18 protein-coding genes are annotated in these 19,472 nt (G+C 54.9%); 6 read left to right on the top strand and 12 right to left on the bottom strand.

Annotation, left to right across the window (positions count from 1 at the left end; genetic code table 11):
- Positions 1–340: 340 nt before the first annotated feature.
- Positions 341–634 (bottom strand): 50S ribosomal protein L28, encoded by a 294-nt coding sequence (rpmB, locus tag TH2_RS08000; RefSeq protein ID WP_008889909.1) that lies wholly within the window; start codon positions 632–634, stop codon positions 341–343.
- 448 nt (positions 635–1,082) lie between these two features.
- On the opposite strand from rpmB, the gene TH2_RS07995 reads away from it, so the two are divergent.
- Entirely contained in the window at positions 1,083–1,271 is a 189-nt protein-coding gene (locus TH2_RS07995; RefSeq protein WP_008889908.1) for a hypothetical protein, read from the top strand.
- A gap of 88 nt (positions 1,272–1,359) precedes the next feature.
- On the opposite strand, the gene TH2_RS07990 is transcribed toward TH2_RS07995, so the two are convergent.
- The 5 genes from TH2_RS07990 to TH2_RS07970 form a co-directional block, all read right to left on the bottom strand.
- Positions 1,360–3,363, bottom strand: a complete 2,004-nt coding sequence (locus TH2_RS07990) for a putative bifunctional diguanylate cyclase/phosphodiesterase (protein WP_238538673.1) — start codon at positions 3,361–3,363, stop codon at positions 1,360–1,362.
- Positions 3,364–3,557: 194 nt separating this feature from the next.
- Positions 3,558–4,397 (bottom strand): tRNA glutamyl-Q(34) synthetase GluQRS, encoded by an 840-nt coding sequence (gene gluQRS, locus TH2_RS07985; protein WP_008889906.1) that lies wholly within the window; start codon positions 4,395–4,397, stop codon positions 3,558–3,560.
- Between the two features lie 19 nt (positions 4,398–4,416).
- The gene (gene cobT, locus TH2_RS07980) at positions 4,417–6,342 is read right to left on the bottom strand and encodes a cobaltochelatase subunit CobT (protein WP_008889905.1); all 1,926 of its coding nucleotides are present in this window, start codon (positions 6,340–6,342) and stop codon (positions 4,417–4,419) included.
- Positions 6,343–6,393: 51 nt separating this feature from the next.
- On the bottom strand, positions 6,394–7,401 hold the full coding sequence (gene cobS / locus TH2_RS07975; protein WP_008889904.1) for a cobaltochelatase subunit CobS: 1,008 nt from the start codon (positions 7,399–7,401) through the stop codon (positions 6,394–6,396).
- 212 nt (positions 7,402–7,613) lie between these two features.
- Positions 7,614–8,264 carry a DnaJ domain-containing protein gene (locus TH2_RS07970; RefSeq protein WP_008889903.1) on the bottom strand — a complete coding sequence of 217 codons (651 nt, stop codon included), beginning with the start codon at positions 8,262–8,264 and terminating at the stop codon, positions 7,614–7,616.
- A 160-nt stretch (positions 8,265–8,424) separates the two neighbouring features.
- On the opposite strand from TH2_RS07970, the gene TH2_RS07965 reads away from it, so the two are divergent.
- The 3 genes from TH2_RS07965 (at position 8,425) to TH2_RS07955 (ending at position 10,726) form a co-directional block, all read left to right on the top strand.
- Positions 8,425–8,721, top strand: coding sequence for a BolA family protein (locus tag TH2_RS07965; protein ID WP_008889902.1), 297 nt, complete (start codon positions 8,425–8,427; stop codon positions 8,719–8,721).
- A gap of 140 nt (positions 8,722–8,861) precedes the next feature.
- Complete coding sequence (locus TH2_RS07960; protein ID WP_008889901.1) at positions 8,862–10,115, top strand: PQQ-dependent sugar dehydrogenase; 1,254 nt, start codon at positions 8,862–8,864, stop codon at positions 10,113–10,115.
- Positions 10,115–10,726: a c-type cytochrome gene (locus TH2_RS07955; protein WP_008889900.1), complete on the top strand. Its 612-nt coding sequence runs from the start codon at positions 10,115–10,117 to the stop codon at positions 10,724–10,726. Before TH2_RS07960 ends, TH2_RS07955 begins: the two co-directional genes overlap by 1 nt.
- A gap of 26 nt (positions 10,727–10,752) precedes the next feature.
- Here the strand turns inward: TH2_RS07955 and TH2_RS07950 are convergent, their stop codons facing one another.
- The 6 genes from TH2_RS07950 to TH2_RS07925 form a co-directional block, all read right to left on the bottom strand.
- Positions 10,753–12,033: a transporter substrate-binding domain-containing protein gene (locus TH2_RS07950; RefSeq protein ID WP_157193933.1), complete on the bottom strand. Its 1,281-nt coding sequence runs from the start codon at positions 12,031–12,033 to the stop codon at positions 10,753–10,755.
- Positions 12,034–12,200: 167 nt separating this feature from the next.
- Positions 12,201–12,770 (bottom strand): DUF2889 domain-containing protein, encoded by a 570-nt coding sequence (locus TH2_RS07945; RefSeq protein ID WP_008889898.1) that lies wholly within the window; start codon positions 12,768–12,770, stop codon positions 12,201–12,203.
- A 212-nt stretch (positions 12,771–12,982) separates the two neighbouring features.
- The gene (locus tag TH2_RS07940) at positions 12,983–13,432 is read right to left on the bottom strand and encodes a CBS domain-containing protein (protein WP_008889897.1); all 450 of its coding nucleotides are present in this window, start codon (positions 13,430–13,432) and stop codon (positions 12,983–12,985) included.
- 252 nt (positions 13,433–13,684) lie between these two features.
- Positions 13,685–14,959, bottom strand: a complete 1,275-nt coding sequence (locus TH2_RS07935) for an HlyC/CorC family transporter (RefSeq protein WP_008889896.1) — start codon at positions 14,957–14,959, stop codon at positions 13,685–13,687.
- A gap of 179 nt (positions 14,960–15,138) precedes the next feature.
- Positions 15,139–16,254 carry a 3-dehydroquinate synthase gene (gene aroB, locus TH2_RS07930; RefSeq protein ID WP_008889895.1) on the bottom strand — a complete coding sequence of 372 codons (1,116 nt, stop codon included), beginning with the start codon at positions 16,252–16,254 and terminating at the stop codon, positions 15,139–15,141.
- A gap of 4 nt (positions 16,255–16,258) precedes the next feature.
- A complete protein-coding gene (locus tag TH2_RS07925) occupies positions 16,259–16,870 on the bottom strand; it encodes a shikimate kinase (protein ID WP_157193932.1) in 612 nt (203 codons plus the stop codon).
- 387 nt (positions 16,871–17,257) lie between these two features.
- On the opposite strand from TH2_RS07925, the gene TH2_RS21480 reads away from it, so the two are divergent.
- Complete coding sequence (locus TH2_RS21480; protein ID WP_165374927.1) at positions 17,258–17,395, top strand: hypothetical protein; 138 nt, start codon at positions 17,258–17,260, stop codon at positions 17,393–17,395.
- A gap of 1 nt (position 17,396) precedes the next feature.
- Positions 17,397–19,463: a hypothetical protein gene (locus TH2_RS07920; RefSeq protein ID WP_008889893.1), complete on the top strand. Its 2,067-nt coding sequence runs from the start codon at positions 17,397–17,399 to the stop codon at positions 19,461–19,463.
- Positions 19,464–19,472: the final 9 nt, after the last annotated feature.

The following is a 19,472-nucleotide window of genomic DNA, read 5'->3' as shown; positions in this document are numbered from 1 at the left end:
CGGGAATCGCTGTTGATGAACATATCATGACGTTTCACCAAACCGGGCGACACGGCGACGTAAACCACTGATAGAGCAAAGTATAGAGCAAATTTCCAAAAGCGCAAAGCTCGTGTTCTGCCGAGTCGCGTTTATTGAGACAGTACCCTTGCCCAACCTAAGGAACCCTTGGATAACTGCAGTACGGCACGGCACAAAAAAAGCCGCCCGACGATGTCTGGCAGCCTGTCTGCTGTCCCCGAACCGATGCATCGGTTGCCCAAGCCCAGAGCCGAAAAAAACGAAAGGCCCGCTAAAAAGCGAGCCTTCGTAAATTCTGTCTGTAAAGCAGAAGCCTTAATTAGGCAGCTTTTGCTTCAACAGCTTTGGCGACCTGGCGTTTGATTTTCACCAAATCTGCCGGCAGCTTTGCATTTGCAGTGCTGAGCAGATACGCATCCAGACCACCACGTTTTTCGATGGTGCGGACAGCATTGGTGGTCAGACGCAGACGCACCGAACGACCGAGCGACTCACTAAGCAGCGAGGTCGGCTGCAGGTTCGGGAGGAAACGACGTTTGGTACGATTGTGGGCGTGGCTCACATTCATGCCGACCAAAACGCCTTTGCCGGATACCGGGCAGCGACGTGCCATGACCTGATCTCCTGGTCTATAAATTCGCAAAAGGACGCTTGGCCTGAACATGCAGGCCCGCGCTTGGAAGCGGGTTATTACCGCCTCTAACCCATGCCGTCAAGCCTTCATCAACCGAAAACCGCGACAAAAACGCTTATCAGAGCTGTTTTGACGATAATCCTTGGTTTGTGCCGGTATTTGCCCAACTCAACCGCACGGAATCTGATGTTTTCCAAACCGGGGCGACAATAACAAAGACCCCATTTACAGGCAATTGCGCCATTCTGACACAGGGCGAACAATCGATTCTCTGTGTTTATATAATAAGAGTACCCTGCTTGATGCCTGCAACAGCCTTTGGATTCAATCTGTCGCGTTTATTGATACGGATCAAAACGCCTACGCGCACAGCATGGTAGGTTCGACACCATGAGTTAAGAAATCCGTTTCGGGAGCATGACGGGACATGAAATCAGATAGCAAAGTTTCTCTGCCGCTTTTGGGCATTCTGCTGGTCGCTGTAATCGGCTTGGCACTTTATCTTGCCGGTTATGTTCTTGCCGCGTTCGGCGTTCCGATCGCATCCTTCTGGATTTATGTCGCGCTGGCGCTTGTGCCGGTCAGCTTCCTTGTTCTGATTGATTTTAGCCGCTGATTCTGTCCCCCAGCAGAACAGGACTGTGAACGGCTTGCCACGCTTACGGCAGGCCGTTTTTTTTTGCGCCAGCTCCAAAGAAACAGCCTCAGGTCGGCAAATCCGGATCAGTTTGCCAGTGAATGTCGCGACACGGGAGTTGCCCCGGACGGGCAAAGAAATATCCCTGATAGGCATCTACCCCCATCGCGTGGAGTTCCGCACGCTGTTGCGGCGTCTCGATCCCCTCGGCAATGACCTTAAGACCAAAGCGATGAGCGATCAGGATTGCCGCCTCGATCACCACGCGGGCATTTTCATCCATCGACAAGACAAAGGACTTGTCGATCTTGACCGCATCCACATGAATTTCATGCAGGCGCGACAAGGATGAATACCCGGTCCCGAAATCATCAATATGAATACCAACTTCCATCGCGTGCAGATGATCAAGCACGGCGGAAATCTGGGACGTCTGGCGTTTTTCAAAGATCGATTCCGTGACTTCCAAAACCAACCGATTTGATGCAAGACCAGTTTCCGGCAGGATGCGCGAAACCATATCGGGAAAATTCGGCATCACGATCTGACGGATCGAGACGTTGATGGCAATTTTCGTGGTAACCGGAATCTCGGTATTGTCATGGAGGGTCTGGCAGGCGCGCCGCATGCACCATTCCCCGATATCAACGATGAGCGCACTTTCCTCGGCAATCGGAATGAATTCATCGGGTGGAACAGTACCAAGCACCGCGCTGTTCCAGCGTAAAAGCGCCTCGTAGGCAATGATGTCGCCACGGGTTGCATCAATGACCGGCTGGTACTCGATATAAAATTCATCGGCACTCAGCGCCCGTCGCAGCGCCTGTGTCACGCTCAGGCGACGTTCCTGTTCCGTCAGCAGCATCTTGTCGTAGTTATGCACACTGCCACGACCGGATCGCTTGACCTCGGCCGCGGCCAGATCCGCCCAGTGGATCAGTTCCGATATCGACGGATTACGTCCGGATGAAAAGGCAACGCCGGTACTGAACCCGACATGCAGTGTATGACCGACAATATTGATCGGCTGATTAACCGCGCGCTGAGCCAGTTCAACCGTGGTTTCGACCAGTGGGTGAAGCTCTTCATGCGGGGCGGCCAGAACGATCAGAAACTCATCCCCGCCCCAACGCCCCAACGCATGGCGGTCATCAACACATTCCCGAAGCCGCATGCTGACAGCACGCAGAACTTCATCACCAATCGCGTGACTGAGGCCATCATTGATCTGTTTGAACCGGTCGAGATCAATAAACAGCACAGCGTAATCCAGAAGCGCGTCCGATCTCTTTTTGTGCTCGAACCACGCGACAATCCCGTCACGGTTAAGAATACCGGTCAGGGCATCGTGTTCGACCAGATTGCGCAGCTCCTCTGTGCGCTGTTCGACCCGCGCTTCAAGGGTGGCATTCCAGTTTTCGGTAATCCGGTTTTTCTGCCTTAGGTCTTCGACCAGCCCCTGATTTTGATGCTTGAGGACAAAAGATCTGAAAAGAACCGCGTGATTGTTGCGATGTGTAACCAGCATCACCAGCAGGAACACCAGCGCCAAGGCGGACAGGATATAGTTCGCATCCCCCATCACCGACAGGATCACGGCTGGCGGCAATAGCAGCGCACACAGATAAAAGCGCCCGACGAGGAAGACAGGAGCAAGAATACCCGTGGCACCCCCAGCCATACCGGCAATGATGATCATGGTCAGAAACTGGCTTTCGCCCTGAACAGCGGGAATTTCAATCGCACCAACCATGGACCATAGCAGTCCGGTGACAATCACCCCGATCTGATAGCGAAAGCGCCATTTTCGAAGCAGATCAGAGGAGAGCTCCGTACTGTTTTCACGCGTCAGGTGATAGAGATACCCACCCCAAAGCCGAATGCTGCAAATCAAGGTGACGGCCAGAAGCCAGATAACGGTTTCGGCGCGCAAATCGCCGCGCAGCCAGAACATCGCAACCATGCTGGTGCCAGCGGCCAGATTGACCAGAATGTTAGCCCAGTTATTGCGATAGGCCAGATCAAGAAGGTCTCGCTGAACCTTTCCGTTCAACTCTTCCCCGGTACTCATTTCTATGCCCGGGTCGAGAATGCGTTTCGCAATTCCCCTAACCAAGCCAGCATCTTTTTTCATCTGGTCTTGTGCCCCCGACATCATCGTTCGATCAAAACATCCTATACGGAGGTAATAATCAACGACAACGGGAATATGAAAAACACAAAATATTAAGGCTTACTAAGAGATCACCGCCGAGCCCCGGTCAATCAGAATTGATCAGCCAGTTTGATCACGTCGGCGGACAACATCCCTTCTTCGCGCATGGATCTGAGCGTCCTGGATTTGTCACGCTTGGCAAAGCGTTTGCCATCCGGCCCGGTCAGAAGCCCGTGATGGTGATATTCCGGCACGTCATAGCCCAGCAATTCCTGCAACAAACGATGCAGGTGGCTGGCAAAAAACAGATCCTCACCGCGGGTGACGAGGGTTATGCCCTGCAGATCATCATCATGGGTAACCGAGATATGATAGCTGGTCGGGGTATCCTTGCGCGCCAGAACTACATCACCAAAGATTTCCGGGGTGGCGATCTGTTTGCCCGCAGCGCGATCAAACCATGTCAGTTCCTTGCCGACCCGTTTGATCGCCGCAGCCATATCAAGGCGAAGTGCATAGCTTTCACCGGCCGCAATGCGATCCTTGCGTTCGGTTGGCGAACACTGTCGGCAGGTACCGGGATAAAGCGCGCCATCCGGGCCGTGTGGTGCGTTGCCGATGCGGGCTATTTCTGCCTGAATATCCTTGCGGGTGCAAAAGCACGGATAGAGCAATTCCATATCCGACAAGCGATCCAGCACCGCTTGATAATCGGCGAAGTAATCGGACTGCACCCGGACCGGCACTTCCCATTCAAGGTCAAGCCAGGCGAGATCTTCATAGATCGCATCAAGATATTCCGGGCGGCACCGGGTTTGGTCGATATCTTCGATCCGCAAAAGAAAACGGCCATCCGGCCCGGCCTGTTTTGCAGAAAACAGGGCCGAGGCCGCATGGCCGAGATGAAGATATCCGGTCGGGCTTGGTGCAAAGCGGGTGATCGCGGTCATCCTTCAAGCACCCCTGCCCTTACCAGCGGTCGCGATCGCCTGTGGCGTGATCGCGGGCCTGCGCGTTATCGGCGGGCACATGGCGCATCGGGCGTTTGGGTTGACGCGCGCCTTGTTCGTCAAACAGGTCGGACAATTCACGCAGCATGGTGCCACCGAGTTCTTCCGGATCGTTGATCGTGACCGCACGACGGTAATAGCGCGTCACGTCATGGCCGATACCGATCGCCAGAAGTTCGACCGGTGATCTGGTTTCGATCCATTCGATCACTTCGCGCAGATGGCGTTCCAGATAGTTTCCGGAATTGACCGAAAGGGTCGAGTCATCGACCGGCGCACCATCGGAAATCACCATCATGATCCGGCGTTGTTCGGTACGACCCAGAAGACGTTCATGCGCCCAAAGCAGTGCTTCGCCGTCGATGTTTTCCTTAAGCAGCCCTTCGCGCAGCATCAGACCAAGGTTCTTGCGCGCCCGACGCCACGGCGTATCAGCAGCCTTGTAGATGATGTGCCGCAGATCGTTCAGACGACCGGGCTTCGGCGGTTTTCCGGCCTCGACCCAGCTTTCGCGCGACTGGCCACCTTTCCACTGACGGGTGGTGAAACCAAGGATTTCGACCTTAACGCCACAACGTTCCAGCGTACGGGCCAGAATATCAGCCGACAGGGCGGCAATCGTGATCGGACGGCCGCGCATGGAGCCGGAATTATCGATCAGAAGCGTCACCACCGTATCGCGGAAATCGGTATCCTGTTCCTGCTTGAACGACAGTGACGTCGACGGGGTCGAGACGATGCGGGCCAGCTTGGCGGCATCAAGAATGCCTTCTTCAAGGTCGAAGTCCCACCCACGGTTCTGCTGCGCCATCAGGCGGCGTTGCAGACGGTTGGCAAGCTTGGAAACCACGTTCTGAAGATTGGCCAGCTGCTTATCAAGCATGGCGCGCAGACGCGACAGTTCGAGGTTTTCACACAGATCATCTGCGGTGACGACCTCGTCAAATTCGCGGGTAAACGGTTCATAGCCGCGTTCGACCGGCTCGTTGCGGCCATCAAATTCCGGCTGCTCGCCCGGTCCGGCAGGCTTTTCTTCCTGCGACATGGCTTCAAGCTGCTGGTCGTCGATGTCGCCTTCACCGGCTTCGGCTTCTTCGGAACCGGCGTCGGTTTGATCATCGCTGCCATCAGGTTCGGAATCGTCATTCTGGCCCTGCTGGCCGCCCTGACTTTCCATGTCTTCCTGATCGGGGTCGTTTTCGCCGTCTTTTTGCTCGTCATCCTCGCCTTCCTGTTCGGGCGGGGCATCATCGAGGTCGTCTTCAAGCGAAAGGTGATCAAGCAATTTGCGCATGCCGCGTGCAAAGGCATCCTGGTCATCGAGCAGATCGCGCAGGTTGCTCAGGTCTGAACCGGCATTTTCTTCGATATGTGAACGCCACAGGTCAATCAGCGGACCGGCGGATTCAGGGGCCTTTTCACCGGTAAAGATTTCACGCGCCAGCATGCCGATGGCATCAGCAAAGGGGGCATCGTCGCGTGAGGTCACACGGTGATAGTTCTTGGCATGGCAATCCTGTTCGGCATGTTCGCGAAGGTTTTTGCGCACACCGGGGAAATACCGCGAACCAACTGCTTCGACACGAGCAGTTTCAAGCGCATCGTAAACAGCCTGAGCCTCGGCGGTTTCGGGCATGCGCTTGGCGTGCAGGGTCGCATCATGGTGACGCATCTTAAGCGCCCAGCCATCGGCAACACCGCGCAGATCGGCGACTTCATCCTTGGGCATGGACTGTTTGGGCATCGGCAAACGCACATGTTCACCATAGCCGCCCGGACGCCCGCCTTTGACAAAGCCGACTTCCAGATCATTGCGCCCGGCAAGCGCACGAAACGTCGCTGCCGTGCCGCGCAAGAAGCCGGAAAGAGCCTCATCATTCTTCATCGCACTACTCGCTTGTGGAACCAGTTCGCCAATCTGCTTAAGAGCCACGCCTTAGCGGACCATTACATTAATGGCTTCCTCAGGCAGTTCTTCACCAAAGCAACGCTGGTAATATTCCGCCAAAATCGGACGTTCGACTTCATCGCAACGGTTAAGGAACGTTACGCGGAAGGCATAGGAAACGTCGCCAAAAATCTTGGCGTTTTCGGCAAGCGTGATCACGGTACGCGGACTCATGACGGTTGAGATATCACCGGCTACAAAGCCCTGACGTGTCAGGTTGGCAAGGGCAACCATTGCCTCGATCTTCTGGCGGCCTTCGGCAGTATCAAATGCCGGAACCTTGGCGGTGACGATGTTGGTTTCGTCTTCGACCGACAGATAATTCAACGTCGCAATGATCGACCAACGGTCCATCTGGGCCTGGTTGATCTGCTGAGTACCGTGGTAAAGGCCCGTGGTATCGCCAAGACCGACCGTGTTCGAGGTCGCAAACAGGCGGAAATGCGAATGCGGGTGGATGACCTTGTTCTGATCAAGAAGGGTGAGCTTGCCATCAACTTCAAGCACGCGCTGGATCACGAACATCACATCCGGGCGACCGGCATCATATTCATCAAACACCATCGCGACAGGGCGTTTGAGCGCCCAAGGCAAAATGCCTTCGCGGAATTCGGTGATCTGTTTGCCATCACGCAAAACAATCGCGTCCTTACCGATCAGGTCGATACGGCTGATGTGGCTATCAAGGTTTACACGCACGCACGGCCAGTTCAGACGCGCTGCCACCTGTTCGATATGGGTCGACTTACCGGTGCCGTGATACCCCTGGATCATCACGCGGCGGTTATGGGCAAAACCCGCCAGGATCGCCATCGTGGTGTCGCGATCAAAACGATAGGTCGGATCAATCGCCGGCACATGTTCGCTGCCCTGACTGAATGCCGGGACTTCCATATCGATATCAATCCCGAACGTTTCACGGACGGAAATGGTGATGTCGGGTGTATCAAGCGGATGTTCTGCCGCTGCACCGCTCGCTTCGTAACCTTGGCTCATAAGTACTCGCGCGTTTTTCGGACCGGCGCTGGTGACGCGGTCGTTTCGTTAAACTTGCTCATTAATAGCGGTTATGACGCATCACACAAAGGGAAGATGCGCAAAAAATATCTATTATCGCAAAAGGTTTGGTCGATAAGACCTTCGAGATACGCAAACTGCAACCAGATAGACCGGTTTTGATCAAATTTCGCAGAAAATTAGCCAGAAAGCTAAAGTGTCACACGCGCTTCAAGATCACGGATATAGCGTGTGAGTGACGTATAGGCCGCACTGATCCGCTTGAACCGTTCCTCGGCCGCCTTGTCGCCGCCATTGGCATCAGGGTGGTACTTTTTGGAAAGTGCCTTGTATTTCGTCTTGAGTTCATCGCGGGTGAAGGGCCAGCCCAGATCAAGGGTCGCCATGGCCTCTTGCTGTTCGGCAGGCATGCCCATGGCACCGGCGCGACGCTGGGCTTCTTCACTTTTGCGTTTGCGCTCGGCATTAGCCCTGGCTTCGGCGCCGGGGCCATGATGGGTCTGGTCGCCGTCTTCATTAAAGAAGCCGAACCCGTCCTTGAATTTGAAATTGAACGGTTTTTTTGATCCGCGGATATGACCGAACTGCCATGTCGGGCGTTGCCAGTGGGTATCGCGACGCATGTCGTTTTCGATATCCTCGGCCTTCATGCCGGCATAATAGTTCCAGGACTTGTTGTATTCGCGGACATGTTCCAGACAGAACTTGTAATAGTCGCGCAACTTGCGATCCTTGGGCGCACGGAATTCCCCATGCCCGTCACATTCCGGCCAGTCACATTCCGGCAGAACGGGTTCTTCATGGTAGAGCGTCTTGCGCTTGTTGCGGTGTCCTCGGTTCATTTGCGTCTATATGTTCTGAAAATTCGATGCGCGCAATATCATACGGGCGCTTTAAATGCGATAAAAGGCTTGAAAAACGGTCACCGCATGACAGAACGTGACGTAAAGAAACGTTTTTGCAGCAATCTGCAAACATCACCAGAAAACAGAGGCCCTTACCATGCAGGTCGCCAACCAGATCCGTGACATCCTGACCGAACAGTTCAGCCCGGTCGAACTACAGATCAATGATGATTCGTCCAAACATGCCGGTCATGCCGGTGCAGACCCGCGTGGCGAGTCCCATTTTTCTGTTCTTGTGGTTTCCGAAAAATTCGAAGGCGAGAACCGCGTCAATCGTCAACGCCTTGTATATGGCGCGCTTGATGCGTTGCTGAAGGATCGCCTGCATGCGCTGGCACTCAAAACCATGACACCAGCGGAATACGAAACCGCACTGGCTAACAAAAACAATTAAGAATAATTCCACATAATGAAATCAACCTAGACGTTCATCCCGATTAGGCGCAATGCTTATACACAAGCCGTGCGAATGGTGAAATTCGCGCGGCACGGATGCCGGTCAATGGCATCCGCGACAATCGGGAGGACTACGTAATGACGAAACGCCTTCTAATGGCGAGCATTGCGCTTGCCATGTCCGGAACCGCCTATGCGCAAGCACCTGCGCCGGACAATCTTGAAAAACTCTCCAACTTCCAATCAACCGGAACGACAGAATTCACCGTCATCGAACAGGGTGGTGATTACGCCGAAGGGATCAAAAAGACCCTTGAGCGCATCAAGCTTCCTGATGGTTTCAAGATCGGTCTTTATGCCATTGTCCCCGATGCCCGCCATATTGCCGTCGGGCCACAGGGGGTTGTGACCTTTGTCGGCACGCGCAAGGACAAGGTGTGGTCAGTCACAGACCGCAACAAGGACCGTGTCGCCGACGAGGTAAAGGACTTTGCCCCGTCGCTTCGATTTAGCATCCCGAACGGTCCGTGCTTCTCGTCGGACGGGTTCCTTTATATCGCCGAACAGAACCGTGTTCTGGTATTCCCGGCGGCCGAGTTTTTCTATGAAAGCCCGGATGTCGCGGCCTTTAACGTGGTCAAGCAGGGTGATCTGATCCCGCCAGCCGAGGAAAGCTATAACCACACCGCGCGCGTTTGCAAGATCGGCCCGGACGGGAAACTTTATATCTCGCTTGGTCAGCCATTCAACGTGGCGCCGGAAGACAAGCTGGATCTTTATCGCGAGTGGGGAATTGGTGGCATCATCCGCATCAATACCGATGGCACCGGCCGCGAAGTCTACACATACGGGGTGCGCAACTCCGTTGGTCATGACTTCCATCCGGTCACAGGTGAGCTGTGGTGGACCGATAACCAGGTTGATGGCATGGGCGATGATATCCCGCCCGGCGAGATCAACCATCAAACCGCAGCTGGCCAACATTTTGGCCATCCTTGGTATGGCGGCGGTGATGTCCGCACCAATGAATATGCTGGTCAGGAAGTGCCGTATGATGTGGTCATGCCTGCGGTTGAAACCGTGGCCCATGCCGCCGACCTTGGCATGAGCTTCTACACCGGCAACATGTTCCCCGCCAAATACAAGAACGCGATCTTTTCGGCCCAGCATGGGTCGTGGAACCGCACAACCCCGGTGGGCGCGCGGGTGATGGTCACCTTCATTGACGATGAAGGTAACGCCACCATCGAACCATTTGCCGAAGGCTGGATTGACGAGAACGAAGAATATCTTGGACGTCCGGTTGACGTTGCCCAATTGCGTGATGGCTCGATCCTTGTTTCCGATGATCTGGCCGGTGCGCTGTATCGCATCTGGTATGAGAGCAATTGATGCGCAGATTTATGATCGCACTCCTCGGCGGGCTTTTGTCCGCCGGGGGCGTATCCAATGTGGCGGCCCAAGATACGCCCACGCCAGATGCCGACGCCCTTCAGGATGGCCGCAAGGTTGCCGGAATGTGCCGTACCTGTCACGGGCTTGATGGTCTGGCACGCATTCCGATTGCGCCGCATATCGGCGGCGAGCCGGTCGATTATCTGATCGCCCAGCTAAATGCCTTCAAGACCGGCGAACGTGAACATGAAATGATGACCGTGGTGGCAAGCGGCCTGTCTGATGATCAGATCAGCAAGGTTGCACTTTGGTTCAGCCATTTCGAGGTATCAGGCACCCTGCCCGCGGACACATCCGAAAACGATGCACCCGAACTTTGCGTTGGCTGTCATAGTGCGAATGGCATTTCAACACTGGAAGACGCCCCCAATCTGGCGGGCGAGACCAACATTTATATCGAAACGCAACTCAAGGCGTTTCGCACCGGCAAGCGGGTTCATGACGTCATGACACCGATTGCCAAGGACCTGACGGATGCGGAGATGCAGGCCGCGGCAGACTGGTACAGTAATATCGCGATTGAAATTTCCGAGCCGCCCGGCAAGTAATCCGGGCGATTTGCCGATAGGTGATTTCAGCTTTCCGGACGCAGTGCTGCGGAAACGTTCAGGCCCACCGTCAGGGCGGCAAGCGTCTGACCACTATCCGGGTCAATGATCGGCACCGTGATTTGCGACAGGAACGCACGGGTCGAGGCGTCATACCAAATATCGGTGATCAGTGCCTTTTCACGATTAAGGCTATCGATCATCTGAAACTGGGCTTCGTCACTCTGATCAAAATCCGATGTCAGGCGGCTCATGCCGATGATCTGACCATGGGTGTCAAAAACGAATGCCTCTGCCACTTGTTCGCCAATACTGGCCTGAAACGTGCGAAGGTATTTTGACAACTCATTGCCAAGGATTTCCGTCGCAATTGCACTGGCGGCACCTTCGCGCGCCAGCGTGATCCATTCTTGATCGGTCAGGTGTTTTTGATCAGCACTCTGTATCTCTGTCCCATCCAACTGGTTAAAAACATGGCCCAAAAGTTCCGGGGAACTTGCAAACTGGCGAATACCGGGTAGTTGAACATTCTGGATTGCTTCGCGTTCCCAGGCTTCCAAATGCATCGGGCGGGTTTCACAAAATTCCAAAACAGCATTGAGGTCATCAAGCAGCCGCGGGAAAGTCGCAACGTAATGTTTGGAAAAATACACAACCAGTGGCACATAGCGCTCGAACTGCATCCGGAACTTATCGGCTGTCAGTTGTAGTTCCTTACGGGCGAATTCAAAACTGTGCTTATCGACAAGGGCATATTCGACCCGACCTGCGGCGACTTGCCCAACCAGTGATGCAATCGAAGGTACCCGCATGACATCCGTGTAACCCTGTTCAAGCAGCCATTCGGCCTCGTTCGATCCCAGTATCGCCCCGACTGTAGAAAAATCACCGGGCTTTGGCCGCCGACTGACACGGGGATCGTCCGATTTGATCGCGGGCGACACCCATACCCATTTTTCAAGCGCCAACGGATTTGACGCCACGGCATATTCGTCCATCGCGTCGCTGATGCGGGCCAAAAAGAACCCGTCCGCCTTGCCGGTGCGCACCATTTCGCGGTTGCGTTGACGGGGGGCAATCGCCAGCCCATAGCCAATATCAAGCCGATCAAACACACAATTCAGGATCGAAACCGAATATCCGCTGAGTATGCCGTTCTGAAGTTCCTGATAGGGGGGGTGCAGGTTGGTCTGCAAGATCAGGAAGCCATCCTGTCCATCAACATTGGCTTGTCCGGCTTCTGCCTGTGGCGATGCAAGATCATGCGCGGTCGCCCAGGATGATATCAGAAGCAAAATGGCAGTCACGCAACAACAGAACACCGCCATTTCAAACGGGTGCAAGAAGCCTTTGCAATCTTTCTCGTTATTGGCGTTTCCACACCGGCGCAACATGAACACACGCCACCTGACAATTACACGTTACGGACCATTTGGATATTGGACCGCACAGATGCACTTGCAAGACGCCCCCGTTAATCGTCACCGGTATAGAGTTCAGGAGATATCCGTTTGACGGCGGGCCCGTCACTGCGCCAGCCATGGCAGGTATTGATCAAGGGATTGCGTCGTGGCGGTTTTTCATCGTTTTCATCGCGTGCCTGCAGGGATTCCTTGGCAAGGATCGGGAAGACTGTCTGAAACGCGGTGGTCGCAACAGGTCCCATCAATTCATTCAGATGCGTACAGCCATGAACGCCCCCTACCCGGTCGCGGATCTGTTTGCGCAGGCCTGGGCCAAGCTTCAAACCGACAAGCTTTTCGTAATTCGGGGCAATCGCATCGCAGGCCGAAAACGGGGCAAAGTCGGTCACCGCCTCGACCTCGCGAATCACAAGATCATCGCCAATGGTAACACGTATCCACATCCCGTGGACCGGCTCGCCAGCAGGGATTTCACCACGATCATGATTGGAAAAACCATAGGTTTTGACATCGGTGATGTGGCCTTCGATATCCCAAAGGCCGTCTTTGCGCCGGAACCCCTGACAGGTCACCGTGCGGGTATGGATGTGTTCGCGTTCTGCGGGGCGGGACAGTGGCATCGGAATTTCTCCTTTACGTAAACGTAAAGACGTTCACCTGCATGCTGTCAAGTCGCAAACGCATTTTCCGTCATCCCCGCCGCCCAAACCTGGCGGCAAAAGACGATCACCGGAATTTCGGGAAATTCATCGGAATTCATCACGGCGCACAGGCCTGACGGGGAATTCCCCATCAGGCCGATGCCATATGCTGCTTCCAGAAAACCGGTGCTTCAGGCCACGCCGTAGTCCGAGCCGAAGATGAACTTTTCGCGTTCCCGCACATCTTCTTCGAGTTGGCGTTTGACCACATTAAACAGGTCACGGATCGACACCATGCCAACAACCTTGTCGCCATCGACAACCGGCAGGTGGCGGTATCGCCGTGCACTCATCAGATCAAGCGCACTCATGGCGGAATCGTTCGGACCAAGCGTATCAGGATCAGCGGTCATGACTTTGGAAAGCGGAACAGATGCCGCATCCAGCCCCTTTGCCACCACACGGTTGACAAGGTCACGCTCGGTAAAAATTCCAGCCAGTCTGGCGTTGTTATCAACGATGATGACAGCGCCAATCTTACGCTCGGCCATCATGGTGACGGCGTCCATCACGGAATCGGCGGGGTTGAGTGTCGCGATGGATTGTTCCTGGACCACACCCGGTACAATTTTCGTATCCATGCATCTCTCTCTGCAGGTTGCTGTTGCCACATGCCCAAACCCGATCAGATCATCTGGTTTCACACTGACTGACGTCACATAGAAATGACGGCACTGGATGACACAGTGTGACGGGCCCTTATTTGCAAGTGGCCCTGCAATCCTTTGGGTCAAGACCCTGAAACAAGAGTTTAACCCATAAGTAGATAAAGCTGAAATTTTTTACGCTATAGTGGTTTGCTGGCAACACACCGGTAAAGCGGGGAAGAAGGTTTATTCCTGTTCTTCCCCGGCCGGATCCGTCACCGCGCGCAGACGCACACGGGTGATCTGGTTGCGAATACGCCGCAGCACTTCAAACTCAAAGCCATGGAAGCGGAACTGTTGCCCGACATCGGGAATACGCCGGGTTTCATACAGCAAAAGACCGGCCACGGTGGCGGCTTCTTCATCTGGCAGACGCCAGCCGAAACGACGGTTCAGGTCGCGAATGGTGACATCGCCGCGCACAATGACCGATCCGTCAGCCTGCGGCTGGACACCAACCACTTCGACGTCGGTTTCATCGGCAATATCGCCAACGATTTCTTCCAGAATGTCTTCAAGCGACACAACGCCTTCGAACGCGCCATATTCGTCAACCACGATGGCAAAATGTTCGTGCCGTTCCTTGAACGCCTTAAGCTGGTCGGCAAGGGTGGTTGAATCCGGGATAAACCAGGGTTCGGAACTCAGTTCGCGGACATCCTCGGCGCTGGCGGGCTTGGCCCCGCGTACAATCGCCTTGAGAACTTCACGCGCATGCAGGACGCCGACAATATTGTCCGGGTCCTTTTCATAGATCGGAATACGGGTGTGCGGACTTGCCAGAACCGTATCAAGGATTTCTTCCATCGGGCGGGAAATGTCGATCATTTGCACCTTGCGACGGTGCACCATGATTTCCCACACGCCGACATCTTCAAGATCAAGCACCCCGTGCAACATCGTGCGTTCGGCATGGTGGTTACCGACAACCACGTCATCGGCATGCAGTTCGATGGCACCACGCAATTCGCGTTCGCTATCAAGACCGGGGCCCTCGCCACTGCCAAACAGGCGCAGGGTCGCCTGCACCAGGACCTGAATGGTCTGGGTGATCGGCGCGAACAGAACGACAAGGATGCTCATCGGGCGCGCGACGCGCAGCGCCATGGTATCGGCATGCTGAAGCGCGTAGGTCTTTGGCAGAATTTCCGAGAAAATCAGAACAAGCGCGGTCATCACGGCTGTCGCATAAACGACACCGTTTTCACCAAACAGTTCGATCATCACCGATGTTGCAAGGGCAGAGGCCAGAATGTTGACCATGTTGTTGCCAAGCAGGATCGCGCCCAGCAACCGTTCCTGATACCGGCGCAACCTGTTGACGATTGCGGCCCGAATGTCACCATCCTGTTCCTTGTGATGCATGACCGGACGCGACGCCGCCGTCAGCGCGGTTTCCGAGCCAGAAAAGAATGCCGAAAGCATCAGCAGCAAAAAAATCACGACAATCGTGATCGTCATTCAGGGCCGTCTCCAAGCGGTGATTGCAACAGAGCAAGTTTGTTCTGTGTTCATCTATAAGGTCAAATGCCGTTAAACAAGTTAACAACAACACATTGGCGGCAAAGTCACCACCGCGAAGTGATCGCCACCATGCACGTCCGTCGACCCACACGCATTGTGGATCAGAAGAATATTGATCAACCGCGGCAGGATCGGGTGATCGCGGCACGCATTTTTTCAACATCCATTGCCTTGGATGTAAACGCCTTGCCGATCCCGCGGGTCATAACAAAGGTGATCTCGCCGTCGCGGACTTTTTTGTCGCGCGACATGTGACTGATCACCTTGTCGATATCCCAATGCATGCCCGTCACTTCGGACGCCGTCACCGGAAGACCAACCGATTTCAGATGGGCAACAATCCGGTCTTTCTCGCCCGCAGGTGCCATACCCATGGCACCACAAACGTCATGGGCAATGACCATGCCCATGGCAACGGCTTCGCCATGCAAAAGCTTTTCGCCATATCCGGTTTCGGCTTCCAGCGCGTGGCCAAAGGTGTGACCAAGGTTCAAAAGTGCACGTTTGCCGCCTTCGCGTTCATCCTCGGACACAATGCGTGCCTTGGCCGCACAGCTTTTGATCACGGCCTGACGGCGCTCAGGCCCGTCTTTATCAAGAACCGCCTGCCCGTTTTCTTCAAGCCAGGCAAAGAATTCCGGATCATCGATCAGGCCATATTTGGCAATCTCGGCATAACCCGACCGCAATTCACGTGCTGGCAAGGTATCAAGAACGGATGTATCGGCCAGAACCAGACGCGGCTGGTGAAACGCACCAATCAGGTTCTTGCCCGACTTGGAATTGATCCCGGTCTTGCCACCAACGGAGCTATCAACTTGCGACAGCAAAGTGGTCGGGATCTGAACGAAATCAAGACCGCGCAACAAAGACGCCGCAACAAACCCGGCAAGATCGCCGACAACCCCGCCACCCAGGGCAATGATCAGGGTGGACCGTTCGATCCCCATCGCCAAAATCTGTTCGACGACGTTTTCGAACATGGCAAAGCTTTTGGACTTTTCACCAGACGGCACAACGACTTCACGGTGAGGAATGCCTGCGCCGTCAAGGGATGCCAGCACGGTCGGCAGATGATTGTCCGACAGTGCCGCATCGCTGATCACGACCACACCGGCCTTCTTGACGAACGGGGCAATATATTTGGCGGTATCGGCCAAAAGGTTGCTGCCAACAAGGATGTCATAGCTGCGCGCGCCAAGTTCGACGCGAAGGGTGTCGTGATTGCTCACTCTGTCAGGTTCCTGTCTTGATCAAATGACCGTTGTCATCAAAAGAATTCGCAAGCAGTTCAAGAACCGCATCGCGGGTGGCTTCCTTTGAGGATTCATCACAGTCGAAAATAATGTCTGCCCCGGAATAGACCGGGTAACGCGTCTCGATCAGATCCGCGAGAATTTGTCTGGGATCACCGTTATTCAGCAACGGACGATGGGTCCGCCCGCTGGTGCGGTGCATCAGCAGATCAAGGTCGGCGCGCAGCCAGACCGATACGGATTTTTCGAGGATTAATTGTCGGGTACGTTCGCGAATGAACGCACCACCGCCTGTGGCCAACACGATCTGTTCGCCATCAAGCAAACGGGCAATTACACGTTCCTCGCCGTCGCGAAACGCCTCTTCGCCATACAGCTTGAAGATATCGGCGATCGAGCAGCCAGCGGCTTCTTCAATTTCGCGGTCGGCATCGACAAAATCCAGCTTGAGTTCCTTGGCGACCATACGGCCGATGCAGCTTTTTCCTGCACCCATCAGTCCAATGAACACCAATGTCCGGCCTTTCAGGCCGTCCCGAATTTTGGCGATCACGTCTTCGTGCAAACCCGACTCGGCAATGTTGCTGTCCATGTTCGGTTTGCAGTCCTGTGGTTCAATCATTGAGATACAAATTACCCAAATCTTTAGGCCAGCTTGCCCCCGAACGCAAGCAAACCGGACAGAAAACACGACAAAAATACTGCGCCAAATTGCCCCTTTCAGTCACTTTAGGCATGGCTATGCATCGTTTTGCCCAATGTTGTTCTGCGCGATGGTATTAACTCTCTGTGAGTAACAGGCACTTATACTGCCTTTAAGTTGCCGAATTGGAGTGCGACCACCCCAATGCGATGACAGGTTCAAGATACTTGGACGGATGGCCAGAATGATTGGCGGTTGCGGTTCTTGCATCTTTGATTTTCGTCCGCATACTGGTATTCGCGTCCATCGCTTAAACGCTTCGAAGTCTGGATTAAAATGAGAATTTTATCGCGCATCATCCTGTTGCTGGTTATCGCCGTGATTGCCGGCGGTGCCACTTTCCTGGTGACCTGGGACATTCCTGCCCCGACCGCCCAAATCGAAGAAACCATCCCGAATTCGAGGTTTAACTAAGATGACATTGCGTTCCCGCCTGTTAATGCAGACCTGTTTACTGGCCATGATGACGGGAACGGGACTTGGTTCCGCCCCTGCAAGCGCGCAAAACTCGGCCCCCGTGCCGTTGTTTTTAAAACAGGAAGCAGAACAGGACGCGGAACGCCAGGTTGCCCCAAGCCCAACCAATCCGGGGGCCACATCGGCCCCGCGATCAGGCGGCTTTGGCAATACGTCATCTGGCACCACCGAGACTGATACATTCCCGTCGGATCCGAACGCGGTGCAATCGCTGTCGCTTGGCGCAGTCGATGCCGAGGCCGTCGGGACCATTGATCAATCGCGCGGCGGCCTTGGCACCGATATGTGGAACGGCACCACCCGCCGGTCTGCGGCACAACTGATTTCAGAATTGCCCGCGACCCCGGCGACCCATGCTGCGCGTGACTTGCAAAAACGCCTGCTTCTGTCCGCAGCAGCCCTGCCACAGGGGTCGGCCGATATCAGCCTGCTTGAAGCACGTGTGGCCAAACTGATTGAGATGGGTGCGCTTGATGACGCCATCGAACTTGTTCGCGCCGCCCCGCAAGGATCGCGCGGCTCGATGCTTGCACAGGCAGAGGTTAATGCCCTTCTGATCGGTTCAAACATCGATGCGGCGTGTGACGCGATTGAAGGTTACGGCGCAAGTTACGAGGAACTTTTCTGGCTCAAGGCGGTGGCGATGTGCGCGTTTTACGCCAACGATCCGACTTCGGCGGCCTTCACAGTCGATCTTGTGCGTGAAATGGGTGGTGAAAGTGATGCCACCTTCTTTGGTCTGGTTTCCGCAATCCGCAGTGGCGGCACTGCCGATGCCGATTTGCTAAGTGATTTGCGCCCGATCGATCTGGCACTTCTGGCGATTGCCAAACAATCGATCCCGACGAGCCAGCTTGAAACCGACAATCCAGCAGCCATCATTGGCATTACCACTGCCGATGCGACTGCGACCGATGTTCGCCTTGAGGCCGCCCGCAAGGCTGAAAATCTTGGCCTGATCAGCCCGGAAAAGCTGGCTGATGTGTATCAGTCGGTGAATTTCGAACCGGCGGCATTGGAAAGCGTTCTTGATGATGCCAGCGAAGGCATTCAGGCGCGCCAGTATGCCAAGCTTTATCAGGCCGCGGCACAAAGTGATGTTGCCGCCGCACGGGCCGAAATTCTGGCCGCCCTGTTTGAAGCCGCCGATTTTGAAGGCGATTTCATGCAGGCCGCAAGGCTGGCAGCGCCGCTGATGACCGACATTCCGGTGAATGGCGACTTTTCTTGGTTTGCTGTTCCCGCCCTTCGGGCATCAATTGCCGCAAACAGTTTCGAGCGGGCAGAAAACTGGCTTCAGGTTGCCAAATCATCGGCCAATGCATCGAATGATATTTCATCACGACTGAGCCTGCTTTATCCGGTTCTGGCGATTTCCGGCCTTGAAGAAACCGGTGCCGTTCGACCGACCGCCATGGCATCAGATGGAAGTTCTTCGCAGAGTTTTGGGTCTGATCCGCAATCCGGCCCGACGCAAAACTTCGGGCTTGGCGGTGCCGTCGTGCCGGGCGCACCGACATCAAGTGGCGGCATGGCATCGGCAACCGTCATGCCCAACTCGGCCTCGGCCGAGGATGTGCAAAGTGCATCTGATCGTGCAGCCGCCCTTGCCCGTCATCGTGCCCGCATGGTCGAATGGCAGGAAATGCAGGCAGCGCGCGGTGATCAGGCCGCTGCACGACGTTATAGCGAACTGATTTTCAACCTGTTTGAAGGTTTCGGCATCGAAGTCCCCAATACGTTGTGGGACAGCATTCTGACCGCACCCTATGCCGAACAACGCATGACAACCAGTAGTGCTGTATCGCATCAACTCAAAGCAGCTGCGGCTGCGCGGCAAAAGGCGAAAACCGCGGCATTGGCCATTCAGGCCCAACAGGTCGCAGCCGTTGATAATGCCGACCCCAAGGTCCTGAGCGATACCGTGACATCGCTTCTGATCATCGGGCAGGAAAATGACGCGCGGCGTCTGGCGACAGAACTGCTGATGTCGTTTAATCAGTAGGCTCTTTAA

This window comes from Thalassospira profundimaris WP0211, assembly GCF_000300275.1.
Taxonomy (GTDB): Bacteria; Pseudomonadota; Alphaproteobacteria; order Rhodospirillales; family Thalassospiraceae; genus Thalassospira; species Thalassospira profundimaris.
This window is presented reverse-complemented; position numbering and strand designations above follow the sequence as displayed.